Annotated in this window: 15 protein-coding genes; all 15 read right to left on the bottom strand. The window is 57.3% G+C overall.

Annotated features, from left to right (window positions below; all coding sequences use genetic code 11):
- Positions 1-8 precede the first annotated feature (8 nt).
- On the bottom strand, positions 9-1,160 hold the full coding sequence (gene ftsZ, locus ACP4QI_RS03520; protein ID WP_142488237.1) for a cell division protein FtsZ: 1,152 nt from the start codon (positions 1,158-1,160) through the stop codon (positions 9-11).
- 63 nt (positions 1,161-1,223) lie between these two features.
- Positions 1,224-2,480: a cell division protein FtsA gene (ftsA, locus tag ACP4QI_RS03515; RefSeq protein ID WP_032616543.1), complete on the bottom strand. Its 1,257-nt coding sequence runs from the start codon at positions 2,478-2,480 to the stop codon at positions 1,224-1,226.
- A gap of 2 nt (positions 2,481-2,482) precedes the next feature.
- Entirely contained in the window at positions 2,483-3,319 is an 837-nt protein-coding gene (ftsQ, locus tag ACP4QI_RS03510; protein WP_142488236.1) for a cell division protein FtsQ, read from the bottom strand.
- A gap of 1 nt (position 3,320) precedes the next feature.
- The gene (locus tag ACP4QI_RS03505) at positions 3,321-4,241 is read right to left on the bottom strand and encodes a D-alanine--D-alanine ligase (RefSeq protein ID WP_142488235.1); all 921 of its coding nucleotides are present in this window, start codon (positions 4,239-4,241) and stop codon (positions 3,321-3,323) included.
- Positions 4,234-5,709 (bottom strand): UDP-N-acetylmuramate--L-alanine ligase, encoded by a 1,476-nt coding sequence (murC, locus tag ACP4QI_RS03500; RefSeq protein ID WP_142488234.1) that lies wholly within the window; start codon positions 5,707-5,709, stop codon positions 4,234-4,236. The genes ACP4QI_RS03505 and murC overlap by 8 nt, the downstream gene beginning before the upstream one ends.
- Positions 5,710-5,768: 59 nt before the next feature.
- Positions 5,769-6,833: an undecaprenyldiphospho-muramoylpentapeptide beta-N-acetylglucosaminyltransferase gene (murG, locus tag ACP4QI_RS03495; protein WP_426495552.1), complete on the bottom strand. Its 1,065-nt coding sequence runs from the start codon at positions 6,831-6,833 to the stop codon at positions 5,769-5,771.
- On the bottom strand, positions 6,830-8,074 hold the full coding sequence (ftsW, locus tag ACP4QI_RS03490; protein WP_142488232.1) for a cell division protein FtsW: 1,245 nt from the start codon (positions 8,072-8,074) through the stop codon (positions 6,830-6,832). Before ftsW ends, murG begins: the two co-directional genes overlap by 4 nt.
- On the bottom strand, positions 8,074-9,390 hold the full coding sequence (gene murD / locus ACP4QI_RS03485; protein WP_142488231.1) for a UDP-N-acetylmuramoyl-L-alanine--D-glutamate ligase: 1,317 nt from the start codon (positions 9,388-9,390) through the stop codon (positions 8,074-8,076). Before murD ends, ftsW begins: the two co-directional genes overlap by 1 nt.
- A 2-nt stretch (positions 9,391-9,392) precedes the next feature.
- Entirely contained in the window at positions 9,393-10,475 is a 1,083-nt protein-coding gene (mraY, locus tag ACP4QI_RS03480; RefSeq protein WP_142488230.1) for a phospho-N-acetylmuramoyl-pentapeptide-transferase, read from the bottom strand.
- Positions 10,469-11,824 (bottom strand): UDP-N-acetylmuramoyl-tripeptide--D-alanyl-D-alanine ligase, encoded by a 1,356-nt coding sequence (gene murF, locus ACP4QI_RS03475; RefSeq protein ID WP_426495551.1) that lies wholly within the window; start codon positions 11,822-11,824, stop codon positions 10,469-10,471. Before murF ends, mraY begins: the two co-directional genes overlap by 7 nt.
- Positions 11,821-13,308 (bottom strand): UDP-N-acetylmuramoyl-L-alanyl-D-glutamate--2,6-diaminopimelate ligase, encoded by a 1,488-nt coding sequence (gene murE, locus ACP4QI_RS03470; protein WP_156262909.1) that lies wholly within the window; start codon positions 13,306-13,308, stop codon positions 11,821-11,823. The genes murF and murE overlap by 4 nt, the downstream gene beginning before the upstream one ends.
- Complete coding sequence (locus ACP4QI_RS03465) at positions 13,295-15,061, bottom strand: peptidoglycan glycosyltransferase FtsI (RefSeq protein ID WP_032616530.1); 1,767 nt, start codon at positions 15,059-15,061, stop codon at positions 13,295-13,297. Before ACP4QI_RS03465 ends, murE begins: the two co-directional genes overlap by 14 nt.
- 15 nt (positions 15,062-15,076) lie before the next feature.
- On the bottom strand, positions 15,077-15,442 hold the full coding sequence (gene ftsL / locus ACP4QI_RS03460) for a cell division protein FtsL (RefSeq protein WP_426495550.1): 366 nt from the start codon (positions 15,440-15,442) through the stop codon (positions 15,077-15,079).
- Positions 15,439-16,380 (bottom strand): 16S rRNA (cytosine(1402)-N(4))-methyltransferase RsmH, encoded by a 942-nt coding sequence (gene rsmH, locus ACP4QI_RS03455; RefSeq protein ID WP_426495549.1) that lies wholly within the window; start codon positions 16,378-16,380, stop codon positions 15,439-15,441. Before rsmH ends, ftsL begins: the two co-directional genes overlap by 4 nt.
- A gap of 2 nt (positions 16,381-16,382) precedes the next feature.
- Complete coding sequence (gene mraZ / locus ACP4QI_RS03450) at positions 16,383-16,841, bottom strand: division/cell wall cluster transcriptional repressor MraZ (RefSeq protein ID WP_103178262.1); 459 nt, start codon at positions 16,839-16,841, stop codon at positions 16,383-16,385.
- Between the last annotated feature and the right edge of the window lie 93 nt (positions 16,842-16,934).

The raw sequence follows: 16,934 nt of genomic DNA, 5'->3' as shown, positions 1-16,934 counted from the left end.
GCTAATTCTTAATCAGCTTGCTTACGCAGGAACGCAGGGATATCCAGATAATCCGGCTCTTTCTGGGTCTGTGTTGTGTTGTCATTAACCACTTTCGCGGCCGGTTTCTGCTCTTGCGTCAACGGTGCCATACCGTGCGGCTGGTAGCGATCCATCACCGGCTGCTGAGCAGGTTTGTTGGTCACCAGGGTGATCTCAGGACGTTTGTCCATGCCGATACCGGTAGCAACAACGGTTACGCGCAGTTCATCGTTCATTTCCGGATCAAGGGACGTACCGATTACCACGGTGGCATTGTCGGATGCGAACGCACGGATAGTGTTACCCACGGTTTCGAACTCATCCAGACGCAGGTCGAAGCCGGCGGTAATGTTGACCAGCACGCCGCGCGCGCCAGACAGATCGATATCTTCCAGCAGCGGAGAAGAGATCGCCATTTCAGCGGCTTCTTCTGCACGATCTTCACCTTTCGCTACGCCGGAGCCCATCATCGCGTAGCCCATTTCGGACATCACGGTGCGCACGTCAGCAAAGTCGACGTTCATCAGACCCGGACGGGTAATCAGCTCTGCGATACCCTGCACTGCGCCTTTCAGCACATCGTTTGCGGCGCCAAAAGCGTCCAGCAGAGAGATGCCACGGCCCAGCACTTTCAGCAGCTTGTCGTTCGGGATAGTGATCAGCGAGTCCACGTGTTTAGAGAGCTCGGTGATACCCTGCTCGGCAAACGCCATACGCTTCTTGCCTTCAAAGTTGAAAGGCTTAGTCACGACGGCAACCGTCAGGATACCTAAATCTTTAGCGACTTCAGCAACCACTGGCGCAGCACCGGTTCCGGTACCACCGCCCATGCCTGCGGCGATAAACACCATGTCTGCACCATCAAGCGCAGCACGCAGTGCTTCACGATCTTCTTCTGCAGCATTACGGCCGACTTCCGGGTTTGCCCCAGCGCCCAGCCCTTTGGTGATGCCGCCACCGATTTGGATCGTCTGGCCAACCGCCGTCTTACGCAGTGCCTGCGCATCGGTGTTCACCGCGAAGAACTCTACACCTTCGATGCGCTCGCGCACCATGTGCTCTACAGCATTACCGCCGCCGCCACCGACGCCGATGACTTTAATCACCGCGTCGTTGGTCAGTTCCATAGGTTCAAACATAGTTTCTCTCCGTTTTGTGCCTGTCGCCCGAAACCGTTAATTCTCGCCGGTCTCTTACTAAAATTAAAATTCTTTTCGCAGCCAGGTATTGATTCGCTTGAACCACGAACCTACCGACGCGCGTTTTTCTACTTCTGCTTCGCCACTGAGATGCGTTTCTTTCCCGTAATGAAGCAAGCCCACTGCCGTTGAGTAATACGGCTCCTGAGCATAATCCGTCAGACCGGTGATGTTCAGCGGTGCACCGATGCGCACCTGCGTATGGAATACGCGCTGAGCACAGGCCGCAAGACCTTCAATTTGCGCCGCGCCGCCGGTTAATACAATCCCCGCCGCAAGATGGTGTTTGACACCCTGCTGGCGAAGCTGTTCCTGTAACTGCAAAATCTCTTCGTTGACCAGGTTGAGCAGCTCGGTATAACGCGGCTCAATGACCTCAGCTAACGTCTGGCGCTGCAGGCTGCGCGGTGGACGTCCACCGACGCTTGGCACTTCAACGCTCTCATCTTTGCCCACAATGGAGCCCAGCGCACAACCGTGGCGCACTTTAATTGCCTCTGCATCGCTGGGAGGCGTGCCGAAGGCGTAGGCGATATCGCTGGTCACCACGTTCCCCGCATAAGGGATAACTTTGGTGTGGCGCAGCGCACCGCCGGTATAGACGGCCATGTCCATGGTACCACCACCGATATCCACCACACAGACGCCCAGTTCACGTTCGTCTTCGGTCAGCACAGAATAACTTGCCGCCAGACCGGCGAAAATCAGTTGGTCAACTTTAAGACCACAACGTTCCACGGCTTTGACAATGTTCTTCGCCATATCGTTGTGACATGTGATCAAGTGCACTTTTGCCTGCATACGTACGCCGGAAAGTCCTACCGGATTTTTAATCCCTTCCTGGTAGTCGATCGCATACTCCTGCGGAATCACATGCAGTACACGATGCTCATCGCGAACGCGTACAGACTTCGCAGTATGCACGACGTTTTCGACGTCTTCCTGCGAGACTTCTTCTTCTGAGATCGGCACCATGCCAATCTCGTTCTGGCAGCTTATATGCTTGCCAGAGAGCGCCAGATACACGGAGGAAATCTGGCAATCTGCCATCAATTCGGCCTGATCGATGGCGCGCTGAACGCATTTCACCACCGATTCGAGGTCATTTACCCCACCTTTATCCATACCACGAGACGGGCAGCTGCCCACACCAATGATATTGACCATACCGTCGGGCAGAACTTCCCCTACTAAAGCGGCAACCTTCGCAGTGCCAATCTCCAGTCCTACAACCAGTTTTCTGTCCGTCGCCTTGATCATTGTTATTCTGCCTGTACCTGAGCCTGATTCTGTTGCTGATTAGGTTCCTCAACCGGCGCCGGGCTCCACCCGACCGATGCGCCTGAGTCATAGCGCAAATCAACGTAGCTAATCCTTTTGCCTTCAGCCTGCGCCTGTTGCTGCAGAACGGGATAAAGTTCTACAAAACGGGCCAGACGCTTCATCGTGTCACCCCGGCCAAGATTCAGCTTAATGTCGTTCGTCAGCGTCAACTGCCAGGAACGACGCGCCGTCATCGCGGCTTGTTTCAGGGTAAAACGATCTTTAGCCAGCACCTGCCCCATGTTACGGAAGCCTTCCAGCACTTCGTTTTCGCTGCCTTCCGGGCCATACAACATGGGTAAATTTTGCTTGCTGACACGATCGGCCGGGACGCTGAAAGAAATACCATCTACGTCAACCATATGCTGATCATTCCAACGCGCAATGGGTACATATTCAACCAGATGAATCTTCAATTCATCCGGCCACTGCTTTCTGACGCTCGCCTGTTTAATCCATGGCAAACGCTCAATCTGACTCTGGATAATATTCACGTCCTGCGTCATGAAGGTGCCGGGCGAGCCTAATGCCAGAATCGACTGCCGGATATCATCATTACGCGTGTAGTGACGGTCACCCGTTACCACCAGTTTCGACAGAGGCAGACGTTGTGCATCTTCCATCCAGCCGAGCACCATCCAGCCGCTGACAAACACCGTACACAGCACGGCAAGCAGGAAGGTAATCCCTGCAAGACGCGTTCCATTACTCCGCCGTGAAGAGGAATACTCTTCTTCTTCGTCACGGTTTCGCGTGTTCAGCGCAGCCTGAGACATATCAGCCCGCCTGGTCCAGAATGCGAACCACTAACTGCGAGAAGCTCATCCCTGCCTGGCGCGCTGCCATCGGCACCAGGCTATGACTGGTCATACCCGGTGATGTATTGGCTTCCAGCAGATAAAACTGTCCATCGCTATCCTGCATCACGTCGATTCTTCCCCAGCCACGGCAGCCAAGTACTTGCCAGGCTTTAAGCACCAGAGCGTTTAAAATGGCCTCACGCTCCGCTTCCAGACCACTTGGGCAGAAATATTGCGTCTCATCAGAGAGATACTTCGCCTCATAATCATAGAAGGTTCCGGCTGGTTGGATACGAATTGACGGTAAAATTTCTTCACCAAGCATCGCAACGGTAAATTCCGGTCCGCTTAGCCATTTTTCAATCAGAACTTCTTCATCATGTTGAAATGCCAGCGCTAATGCAGATGATATATCGCCTGCTTCGTCAACTTTAGACATTCCTACGCTTGAGCCTTCGCGGCTCGGCTTAACGATTACCGGTAATCCCAGCGCAGCGATACGATCCGCGACGCTGGCGTCAAGACCCTGCTCAAATTCACGACGGGTCAGTGCCACCCACGGCGCAACCGGTAAACCAGCCCCTTGCCACAGCAGTTTGCTGCGCAGCTTATCCATGGAGATGGCCGAAGCCATCACGCCACTGCCGGTATAAGGCAGGCCGATGATGTCCAGCAAGCCCTGCAGCGTACCGTCTTCACCACCGCGACCGTGCAGCGCGATAAAGACTTTAGCAAAACCCATCTCTTTCAGGCGCGTCACGTCAGTCTCTTTCGGATCGACCTGGTGCGCATTAACGCCGCCTTCGCGAAGCCCTGCCAGTACCGCAGCACCGGAATTCAGAGAAACTTCGCGCTCAGCAGAGGTACCGCCAGACAGGACCGCAATCTTATCAGCCATGACGCTCTTCCTCCGAAATTTGCGGCGTAAGTTTGATTTCAGCCAGCGTACGGGCGATCTTGCCGATATTTCCGGCACCCTGCACCAGAATCAAATCATTGCCGGTCAATACCGGAGCAAGCATCGCTGCCGCCTGGGCATGATCGGAGACCAGAATCGGGTCGATCTTGCCGCGACCACGAATGGTGCGGCACAAAGAACGACTGTCTGCCCCCGGAATCGCCGCTTCACCCGCCGAGTAAACATCCAACATCAGCAGGGCATCAACCTGTGACAGCACGTTAGCGAAATCGTCGTACAGGTCACGCGTACGGGTATAACGGTGTGGCTGGAACAGCATAACCAGATTTTTATCCGGCCAGCCCGCGCGCGCCGCTTTGATCGTTGCATCCACTTCGGTCGGGTGATGACCGTAGTCATCAACCAGCATCGCGGTCCCGCTCTTCCCGTTAACGTTTTCCAGCGGGAACTCGCCAAGAAAATCGAAACGACGGCCGGTTCCCTGGAAGCTTTCCAGCGCCCGCAGAATGGCCTCGTCTTCAATACCCTCTTCTGTTGCTACCGCAACGGCGGCCGCGGCGTTCAGGGCGTTGTGACGGCCTGGCGCATTAAGCGTCACCTGCAGCAGCTCTTTGTCCTGACGCGCCAGGGTGAAATGCCCCTGCGCACCGATCTGTTTGTAATTTTCCACACGGACGTCGGCATCTTCGCTGAAACCGTAGGTGGTGATCTGACGACCGACACGCGGCAGCAGCTCGCGGATCACCGCATCGTCAACACACATCACCGCCCGTCCATAAAACGGCAGATTGTGGAGAAAGTTTATAAATGTTTGCTTTAAATTTTCGAAGTCGCCCTGGTAAGTATCCATATGGTCGGCTTCGATGTTGGTGACAATTGCCACCATCGGTTGCAGATGCAGGAAGGACGCGTCACTTTCATCTGCTTCGGCAATCAGATAACGGCTGTTGCCGAGGCGCGCGTGCACCCCCGCAGCTTTCACCAGGCCGCCGTTAACGAAGGTCGGATCGAGGCCCGCTTCGGCATAAATGCTGGAGACCATCGCCGTGGTGGTGGTTTTACCGTGAGTCCCGGCAATGGCGATGCCGTGACGAAAACGCATCAGCTCGGCCAGCATCTCCGCGCGGCGGATCACCGGGATACGCGCTTCGTGTGCGGCAACGATTTCCGGGTTGTCGGCAGAGATTGCGCTGGAGACCACGACCACGCTGGCATCAAGGACGTTTTCCGGGCGATGGTTAAAATAGATGGTCGCGCCAAGCGACGCCAACTGTTGCGTAACAGGGTTCGGCGCCAGATCGGAACCGCTGATCTGGTAGCCTTCATTCGCCAGCACTTCGGCAATACCGCCCATACCGGCGCCGCCGATGCCAACAAAGTGAATGTGCCGGACGCGACGCATCTCGGGCACGATTGAACGCAGTTTCGCCAGTTGTTGTGTATTCATTCTCTAAACGCCATCGACTACTTCAAAAAATTCGTGCAGCGCAACACGCGCTGCGAGGGTTAAACCTGGGCTGCCAGGCTCACTTCTTTCGCCACCCGCTCCGTTGCATCCGGGATCGCTGCGGCACGAGCGTGCTGCGCCATCTCCAGTAATGTCTCCCGGTTCCAGCCCGCCAGGGTGGTGGCGACCGCGTCTGCGGTAAACTGCGGCTGTTCAAAGATTTTTGCGGCGCCGGCTTTCTCAAGCGGCAGCGCATTCCAGTACTGCTGACGATCTTTGTGCTGGAACGGCACAAACAGCGCCGGTAAGCCTGCGGCGGCAATTTCGCTCACCGTCAGCGCGCCGGAGCGGCAGACCACGACATCGGCCCAGGCATACGCCGCCGCCATGTCGTCGATAAATTCAGTCACTTTATGCTGCGGCTGGCCCGCGTCGGCATACGCCTGCTCGACCGTTTGCTGACCGCCCTTCCCGCTTTGATGCCAGATGGTCACCTTGTCGCCAAGCTTCGCCGCCACCTGCGGCAGCGTCTGGTTCAGAATGCGCGCCCCCTGAGAGCCGCCCACTACCAGCACCCGTACCGGGCCTTCGCGCCCGACCAGCCGCTCCTGCGGCAACGGCAGCGCCAGCACGTCAACACGCACCGGGTTACCCACCACGTCTGCCTTCGGAAACGCGCCGGGGAAGGCCTGCATCACTTTGCTGGCGATGCGGGAGAGCCACTTGTTGGTCAGACCGGCAATGCCGTTCTGTTCATGCAGCACCACCGGGATCCCCAGCGACCACGCCGCCAGCCCGCCAGGACCAGAGACATAACCGCCCATCCCCAGCACCACGTCCGGCTTAAAGCGTTTCATGATCGCCCGCGCCTGACGCCAGGCGTTGAAAATACGCACCGGCGCCAGCAGCAGGGCTTTAACACCCTTGCCGCGCAGGCCGGAAATATGGATAAAGTCGATCTCAATCCCGTGCTTCGGCACCAGATCGGCCTCCATGCGGTCTGCGGTTCCCAGCCAGCGTACCTGCCAGCCCTGATCCATTAAATGGTGCGCAACCGCCAGTCCCGGGAACACATGTCCACCGGTACCGCCCGCCATCACCATTAACCGCTTCGGTTGATTCATCGTGAACCTCGTGTAAACGCCTGGGCATTTTCCAGACGCGTTTCATAATCTATGCGCAGCAAAAACATAATGGCGGTCGACATGATCAGCAGACTCGAACCACCGTAACTGATTAACGGCAACGTCAGACCTTTGGTTGGCAGCATACCTGCTGCGGCACCGACGTTGACTAAAGCCTGAAAACTGAACCAGATACCGATTGAACAGGCTAAAAAACCTGAGAACCGGTGGTCGATAACCAGTGCTTTCCGGCCGATCGACATCGCACGGAAAGCGACGAAGAATACCATTAAAAGTGCCAATACCACACCGATATAACCCAGTTCTTCCCCGATAATGGAGAAGATGAAGTCGGTGTGCGCCTCGGGTAAATACTCCAGTTTTTGCACTGAGTTCCCCAGGCCCTGGCCCCACACTTCACCGCGGCCAAATGCCATCAGTGACTGGGTCAGCTGATAGCCGCTGCCGAAGGGATCTTCCCAAGGGTTCCAGAAAGAGGTTACACGGCGGATACGGTACGGCTCGGCAAGGATCAGCAGCACCACTGCTGAAATCCCCATCCCGATGATGGCGATGAACTGCCAGAGTTTCGCCCCCGCCAGGAACAGCATCGCAAGGGTGGTGACGAACAGCACCACCACGGTACCGAGGTCAGGCTGGGCCAGCAGCAGAACCGCCAGCACCAGGATTACGCCCATCGGTTTTAAGAAGCCGCGCAGGTTGTTACGGACTTCATCCACCTTACGCACCAGATAGTTGGCGAGATAGCAGAACAGCGACAGCTTGGTGAATTCTGCAGGCTGAATACGCAGCGGACCAAAGGCAATCCAGCGCGATGCCCCGTTCACCGAGCTCCCGACCACCAGTACAATCAGCAGCATAGCGATCGAGGCGATCAGCATGGCGGTACTGTGCCGCTGCCAGAAGGCCATCGGCAGACGTAGCGTTACCATCGCCAGACAGAACGCCAGAATGATGTACAGCCCGTCACGCTTGGCAAACAGGAAGGGATCGTTAGCCAGACGCTGTCCGACAGGCATCGAGGCCGAGGTGACCATAATAAAGCCAATCGCCGCCAGCCCCAGCGTGAGCCAGAGCAGCATGCGGTCGTACATCACCAGGCTATCGGAATCTTTATCCCGGGAGCCCATGACCCAGCCTTTTAACGCCGACGAGATCCACACCAGGATGCCAAATCCTGGCAGGCGCGGCATTCTCAGGCGAGGGAGCGAGAAGCGCATCAGCCTAACTCCTTCGCCAGGCGGGTGAAGAGATCGCCACGCTGCTCGAAATTCTTGAACTGATCGAGACTGGCACAGGCCGGAGAAAGCAGCACCATGTCACCGGGCTTCACGCGCGGAGCAATCAGCCGCATCGCCTGCTCCATGGTGTCGGTTTGCTCAGCGATCTCCGGACGCAGCGCCGCCAGTTCGGCACCATCTCTGCCAAAGCAGTAAAGATGCACGTTATCACCGCTGAGATACTGTTTCAGCGAAGAGAAATCGGCAGATTTGCCGTCGCCGCCCAGCAGCAGATGCAGGGTACCGTCAACGTGCAGGCCATTCAGCGCCGCTTCGGTACTGCCGACGTTGGTGGCTTTTGAATCATTGATCCAGCGTACGCCGTTATGCTCCAGCGCCAGCTGGAAACGATGCGCCAGGCCGCTGAAGGTGGTCAGGGCTTTCAGGCTGGTGGCTCGCGGCAGACCGGCGGCATCCGCCAGCGCCAGTGCGGCAAGCGCATTGGTGTAGTTATGCTGACCCGTCAGGTGCATCTCTTTTACGTTCAGCACCTTCTCACCCTTCGCCCGCAGCCAGGTTTCGCCCTGCTGACGGTTCAGGTGATAGTCGCCCATGTTGATGCCAAAGCTCACGCAGCGCTCGTCCGCCCCGCGTACCGGCATGGTCAGCGCATCATCGGCATTCACCACGCAAACGCGGGCATTTTCATAGATACGGAGCTTGGCGGCACGGTACTGCTGCAGACCAAACGGATAGCGATCCATATGATCTTCGGTGACGTTAAGGATGGTCGCCGCCACCGCCTGCAGGCTTGAGGTAGTTTCCAGCTGGAAGCTGGAGAGCTCAAGGATATACAGCTCGCGGGCCGCATCGAGCAGCATCAATGCCGGCAGACCGATATTACCGCCTACGCCTGCATTAACCCCTGCCGCTTTCGCCATTTCACCGACCAGGCTGGTGACGGTACTTTTCCCGTTGGAACCAGTAATAGCAACGATCGGCGCCTGAGCCTCACGGCAGAACAGTTCGATATCGCCGACAATCTCGACGCCCGCGTCCGCCGCGGCGCTCAATGCCGGGTGGGCCAGGGCGATGCCCGGGCTGGCGACAATCAGATCGGCGGTATTGAGCCACTCTTCATTCAGACCACCAAGGTGGCGTTCGACCTGCTCCGGCAGTTTATCCAGACCAGGCGGAGAGACACGCGTATCCATCACCCGAGGCGTAACGCCCCGCGCGAGGAAAAAGTCCACGCAGGAGAGGCCGGTTAAGCCTAACCCGATGATAACGACTTTTTTACCCTGGTAATCTGCCATGATTAACGTACCTTCAGCGTTGCCAGGCCAATCAGCACCAGCATCAGCGAAATAATCCAGAAGCGCACGATAACGCGCGGTTCCGGCCAGCCTTTCAGTTCATAGTGGTGATGGATTGGCGCCATCCGGAAGATGCGCTGTCCGCGCAGCTTGAAGGAGCCTACCTGCAGGATCACCGACAGGGTTTCAACCACAAATACACCGCCCATGATCACCAGCAGGAACTCCTGACGCAGCAATACGGCAATAATGCCCAGCGCGCCGCCCAGTGCCAGTGAACCGACGTCACCCATAAAGACCTGCGCCGGGTAAGTGTTAAACCACAGGAAGCCTAAGCCCGCGCCGACAATCGCCGTACAGACGATCACCAGCTCACCGGCGTGGCGCAGGTACGGGATGTGCAGGTAGCTGGCGAAGTTCATGTTACCGGTCGCCCATGCCACCAGCGCAAAGCCGCCGGCAACAAAGACGGTTGGCATAATGGCCAGGCCGTCCAGGCCGTCGGTCAGGTTCACCGCATTGCCGGTCCCGACAATCACGAAATAGGCCAGCAGGATGTAGAAGATGCCCAGTTGCGGCATCACATCTTTAAAGAACGGCACTACCAGCTCGGTCGCCGGGGTGTCTTTACCCACCAGATAGAGCGCAAACGCGACGCCAAGCGCAATCACCGACATCCAGAAATACTTCCAGCGGGCGATGAGCCCTTTAGTGTCTTTACGCACCACTTTGCGGTAGTCATCGACAAAACCGATGATGCCATAGCCCACCAGCACAACCAGTACGCACCAGACATACGGGTTTGACGGGTAAGCCCACAGCAGCACCGACACCACAATCGCGGTGAGGATCATAATGCCGCCCATGGTTGGCGTGCCGCGCTTACTGAAGTGTGATTCCGGACCGTCGTTACGCACAACCTGACCGAAAGAGAGTTTTTGCAGACGGGCAATCATGCGCGGGCCCATCCACAAGGAGATGAACAACGCAGTCAGCAGGCTGACGATGGCGCGAAACGTCAAATAGGAAAAGACGTTAAAGCCGGAATAATATTTGACCAAATGCTCGGCCAGCCAAACTAACATGTCCCATTCTCCTGTAAAGCGTGCACAACCTCTTCCATGGCGGCACTGCGTGAACCTTTCACTAAAACTGTCACAATTTGTTGTTCTTCAACCAGGGCCTTAAGGCTGGCGATCAACGCCGCTTTATCGGCAAAATGCTCACCGACGCCGCTGGCCTGGCTGATATTTTTACTGAGATGACCGGCGCTTAACACGCGATCGATACCGGAGGCTTTCGCCGCTTCACCCACCTGGAGATGACAGGCTTCGCTCTCATCACCCAGTTCGGCCATATCGCCCACTACCATCACGCGATAACCCGGCATCTCTGACAGCACCTGTACCGCAGCGGTCATGGAGCCGACGTTAGCGTTATAGGAGTCATCCAACAGCAGTTTGTTTTCCGCCAGCGGGATCGGGAACAGGCGTCCGGGAACAGCTTTCAGGTTTGCCAGCCCGGTTTTGATCGCCGACAGTGGTGCGCCAACGGCCATCGCCAGCGCGGTGGCGGCCAGGGCATTGGCAATATTGTGACGACCCGGCAGCGGCAGCAGTACATCCACATCACCCGTTGGGGTCTGTAGCGTAAATTCGGTGCCGTGGGAGGTCACATGAACGTTGGTGGCGGTGAAGTCGCTATTGGCAGCATTCGGTGAGAAGCGCCAGGTTTTGCGATCCCCGATGACGCTTTTCCAGTTCAGCCAGTCGTTGTTGTCGGCATTCATGATAGCGATGCCGTTAACCGGCAGGCCGGTGTAGATCTCGCCCTTCGCTTTTGCCACACCTTCCAGCGAGCCGAAACCTTCGAGATGCGCCGCGGCAAGGTTATTCACCAGCGCCGCTTCCGGCTGCGTCAGGCTCACGGTCCAGGCGATTTCGCCCTGGTGATTAGCACCCAGTTCGATCACCGCATATTCATGCTCGCGATTCAGACGCAGGAGCGTCATCGGCACGCCGATATCGTTATTCAGATTGCCTGCGGTATAAAGCGTGTTGCCACATTGGCTGAGGATCGCAGCGGTCATCTCCTTAACGGAGGTTTTACCGGACGAGCCGGTCAGCGCCACAATGCGCGCCGGAACCTGCTGGCGAACCCATGCTGCCAGCTCACCAAAGGCCAGGCGGGTATCTTTTACCACCGCCTGCGGCAGGTCGATATCCAGTTTACGGCTCACCAGCAGCGCACCCGCGCCTGCTGCTTTCGCCTGCCCGGCAAAGTCGTGCGCATCAAAACGCTCACCCTTCAGCGCCACAAACAGGCAGCCGGGGGTGATTTTACGCGTGTCGGTGGTGACCGCATCGAAGGTCAGCTCGCCGCTGACCTCAGCGCCCAGGATAGTGGCCAGCTGGCTTAGCGTTACGCTAATCATGCCACCACTCCCAGCAGACGCGCCGCGGTCACACGGTCGGAGTAGTCCAGACGGTTGGTGCCGACGATCTGATAATCTTCATGGCCTTTACCGGCCAGCAGCACCACGTCGTTCTCACCGGCCTGCATAATGGCGTTGGTCACCGCTTCGGCGCGCCCCTCCACAACGCGGGCACGCCCGGCATCGAGCATCCCGGCCAGAATGTCGTTGATAATGGCGCGCGGCTCTTCGGTACGCGGGTTGTCATCTGTTACCACGGCGATATCGGCGAACTGCTCGGCAATGGCACCCATCAGCGGGCGTTTGCCTTTGTCGCGATCGCCGCCACAGCCAAAGACACACCACAGCTTACCGGCGCAGTGCAGGCGAGCCGCTTCCAGCGCTTTCTCCAGCGCATCCGGCGTGTGGGCGTAATCCACCACCACGGTAGGTTTGCCTGGGGCGGTGAACACTTCCATCCGTCCGCAAACCGGTTGCAGACGCGCGGAGGTGCTGAGCAGATCCGCCAGTGGATAACCCAGCGCCAGCAAGGTGGCGAGAGCCAGCAGCAGGTTGCTGACGTTGAACGCCCCCATCAGACGGCTTTCGATTTCGCCCTCACCCCAGCTCGATGCAAAACGGATAGTCGCACCGCTGTCGTGATAGATAACCTCGGTGGCTTTCAACCAGCGGCCGTGGCAGTTCGGATTGATATGGTCGGCCATGGAGACCGCTACGGCATCCGGCAGCTTAGCCAGCCAACGGCGGCCTACTTCGTCATCGGCATTAATGATCGCCTGACCGAAGTGGTGCGTGGCATACAGCTGCCATTTCGCCGCTTCGTAGTTGTCCATGTCGCCATGGTAGTCGAGATGGTCCCGGCTCAGGTTAGTGAACACGGAGGCGGCAAATTTCAGCGCCGCGACACGGTGCTGGACCAGCCCGTGAGAAGAGACTTCCATTGCCGCGAAGGTTGCGCCCTGCCCGGCCAGACCGGCCAGTACATGCTGCACGTCGACGGCGGAGCCGGTAGTGTTTTCCGTTGGGTTCACTTTGCCCAGCAGGCCGTTACCCACGGTGCCCATTACCGCGCTGGTTTCACCCAGCAGCTGCGCCCACTGCGCCATCAGCTGCGTGGTGGTGGTTTTACCGTTGGTGCCGGTTACGCCAACCAGGCGCAACTGGTCTGAAGGTTCGTTATAAAAACGCCCCGCCAGCGCGGAGAGACGTTCGGTTAACTGGCTGAGATAGATGACCGGCACGCCGTGCATTTCACGGATTTCACCATCCGCGGCTTCATCTTTTGCCTCAGCAATAATGGCAGCTACACCTTGCGCTATCGCCTGCGGGATATACCGACGCCCGTCCGCCTGATGACCTACTACTGCCACAAAAAGATCGCCCGAGGCAGCCACACGGCTGTCGAGTACCATCTCTCGCAGTACTCGCGCAGGTAAACCTGATACCCACGGAGCAAGAAGGTCGCGCAAATTACGATCTGCCACCTGTTCCCTCGCCTTGATTAATTACAAATTCACTTTTCTCGCCCGTTGTCAGCGCATCCGGCTCGATGTTCATGGTGCGCAATACGCCGCCCATGATGGCACCGAAGACCGGCGCGGAAACGGCGCCACCGTAGTATTTACCCGCCTGTGGATCGTTGATAACTACCACCAGCGCAAAACGCGGATTGCTTGCAGGCGCCACGCCTGCGGTGTAAGCAATGTATTTATTGATGTAGCGGCCATCTGGCCCGACTTTTTTCGCGGTACCGGTTTTAATCGCAATGCGATAGCCTTTGATCGCCGCCTTCACGCCGCCGCCGCCGGGCAGGGCCACGCTTTCCATCATGTGCACGACGGTGCGGACGATCGATTCCGGGAAGATACGCTCACCGGGCACCGGCGGATCGACTTTTGTGATCGACAGCGGGCGATAGACGCCATAGCTGCCAATCGTTGCATAGACACGCGCTAACTGTAACGGCGTTACCATTAGCCCGTAGCCGAAAGAGAAGGTGGCCCTCTCTATGTCAGACCACCGTTGTTTTTGAGGATATAAGCCACTGCGTTCTCCGACCAACCCCAAATTGGTCGCCTTTCCGAGTCCAAAACGTGAGTAAGTTTCTACCAACGCTGAGGACGGCATCGCTAACGCCAGCTTAGAAACGCCGACGTTACTCGACTTCTGTAGAACCCCGGTGAGGGTCAATTCGCTGTAACGTGCCACGTCTTTAATTTCGTGGCCGTTGATTCGGTAAGGCACCGTGTTGAGCACGGTATTTTCATTGACGATGCCGCGCTGCAGGGCCGTCATCACCACCATCGGTTTAACCGTTGATCCCGGCTCGAAGACGTCGGTGATCGACCGGTTACGCATAGCGTCTTTGGCCGTTCCGGCAAAGTTATTCGGGTTATACGAAGGACTGCTGGCCATCGCCAGCACTTCACCGGTGCTGACGTCCACCAGTACCGCGCTGCCCGATTCCGCCTTGTTAAAGGCCACGGCGTTGTTCAGCTCACGATAGACCAGCGCCTGTAGACGCTCGTCAATGCTCAGCGCCAGGTTATGCGCCGCCTGGCTGTCGGTTGAAGAGATATCTTCAATGACGCGACCATAGCGATCTTTACGTACCACACGTTCGCCCGGTTGGCCGGTCAGCCACTTATCAAAACTCTTCTCGACGCCTTCGATGCCCTGGCTGTCGACGTTGGTAAAGCCGATCAGGTGCGCGGTCACCTCCCCGGAAGGGTAGTAGCGACGCGACTCTTCACGCAGGTGAATGCCTGGCAGCTTCAGCTTTTTGATGTAGTCGGCCATGTCAGGGTTAACCTGACGCGCCAGATAGATAAAGCGCCCTTTCGGGTTGGCATTGACGCGGGCTGCAAGCTGATCGAGAGGCATTTTCAGCGCGTCAGAGAGGGCTTTCCAGCGGTTATCGAGGGAGATCCCGCCAGCGTCATGCAGCTCTTTAGGATCCGCCCAGATCGCTTTCACCGGCACGCTGACCGCCAGTGGGCGACCGGAACGGTCGGTGATCAGCCCACGCGAGGTCGAGACCTCCTGCACGCGCAGGGAACGCATGTCGCCCTGACGCACCAGCATATCGGGGGCAATGATTTGCAGCCACGCCACACGTCCCAGCAGGAAACCCAGCGCCAGTAAAATACAGCCGCAAAGCAACGCAAAACGCCAGCTGATAAAGCTGGCCTGTTCTTCCTGACGTTTTGGTTTTAGCGCCTTCGCCGCCGATTTCATGCGTCGCGTTTTCCCTTATTTTTGTACTACGATATTTTCCTGAGAAGGATCAACATGCTGCATCTGCAGCTTTTCCGTTGCGATCCGTTCAACCCGGCTATGATCGCCGAGCGCATTTTCTTCGAGGATCAAATTTCGCCACTCGATATCCAGCGCATCACGTTCCAGCACCAGCTGTTCGCGCTGCGCCGTTAACAAACGGGTATGGTGCGCGGTGGTCACCACGGTGACCGCCGACACGATAATGCAAATGAAGAGGCACAGTGGCAGCTTGCCGAAACGCAGCAGGTCGTCCCAGATGACGCCCGGCAAAGCATGACGCTCGGTGCTGCCTAACGTATCTTTCACCTTGCTGAGGGTGTCTGCCACTCTGCCGATCATGCACTGGTCCTTTCTGCGATGCGCAGCACTGAACTACGGGCGCGCGGGTTCTCTTCCACTTCCGCTTCGCCCGGCATTAACTTACCTAAGGCGCGCAGCTGACGGCCGCCCAGTTTTTTGAGCTGTTCTTCCGTCATCGGTAGCCCCGCCGGCACCTGCGGACCGCGGCTTTGCTCGCGCATAAAGCGCTTCACAATGCGGTCTTCCAGCGAGTGGAAGCTGATCACCGACAAACGGCCACCCGGGGCCAACACGCCAAGCGAGCTTTTCAGCGCCTGCTCGATCTCGTCGAGCTCGCTGTTCACCCAGATACGAATTGCCTGGAAGGTGCGGGTCGCCGGGTGTTTGTACTTGTCCTTCACCGGCGTTGCCGCGGCGATCACTTCCGCCAGCGCTTTGGTGCGGGTCATGGGTTCGATGCGGTTACGCTCAACGATGGCGCGGGCAATACGTTTGCCAAAGCGCTCTTCTCCGAAGGTTTTGATTACCCAGGCGATATCTGCTTCTTCTGCCGTTTGCAGCCACTCGGCGGCGGACTGGCCGCGCGTCGGATCCATACGCATATCCAGCGGGCCATCGCGCATAAAGGAGAAGCCGCGTTCAGCATCGTCAAGCTGCGGTGAGGAGACGCCAAGATCGAGGAGGATCCCGTCAATCTTACCGGTTAAATCGCGCTCGCTGACGTACTCAGCCAGCGCGGAGAAAGGTCCATGTACGATGGAAAAGCGTGAGTCATCGATGGTTTTCGCCACGGCGATAGCCTGCGGATCGCGATCGATTGCCAGCAAACGGCCGTCCGCGCCCAGTTGGGAGAGGATCAAACGTGAGTGGCCACCCCGGCCAAAAGTGCCATCAATATAGATGCCATCAGGACGAATATTCAGGCCGTTGACGGCCTCATCCAGTAGCACCGTCGTATGTTTATAATTTTCCATCATATTTATAGAGACAAATCCTGCAATCGTTCCGACAATGTTGCGGAATCGGACTGCTCAGCGTCGATATCTTCCTTGACCCGTTGATACCAGGCCGTTTCATCCCACAGTTCAAACTTATTGAACTGTCCGACCAGCATCACTTCTTTTGTCAGACCGGCATGCTGCCGCAGCACGGGCGCAATCAATAAACGCCCCGCGCTGTCCATCTGACATTCACTGGCATGTCCCAATAACAGCCGCTGCACGCGGCGTTCCTGCGGGTTCATGCTCGACAGTCGAGACAGCTTTTGCTCAATGATTTCCCATTCAGGCAAGGGGTAAAGCAACAGGCAGGCGTGGTTGATGTCAATGGTGCAGACCATTTGACCAGAAGCGCTCTCGTTCAGCTGGTCGCGATATCGGGTTGGTACCGACAAACGCCCTTTGCTGTCGAGATTGACTAACGTCGCTCCACGGAACATGCCAGTCTCACCCCTCCTCACCACTTTAACCCACAAATTCCCACTTAAGGGAGTTTACGGAGCGATGGAAAAGCTTGTCAAGCCAGGACTTCC

It is taken from the genome of Leclercia sp. TB492 (assembly GCF_049974505.2).
Classification (GTDB): domain Bacteria; phylum Pseudomonadota; class Gammaproteobacteria; order Enterobacterales; family Enterobacteriaceae; genus Enterobacter; species Enterobacter adecarboxylatus_C.
This window is presented reverse-complemented; position numbering and strand designations above follow the sequence as displayed.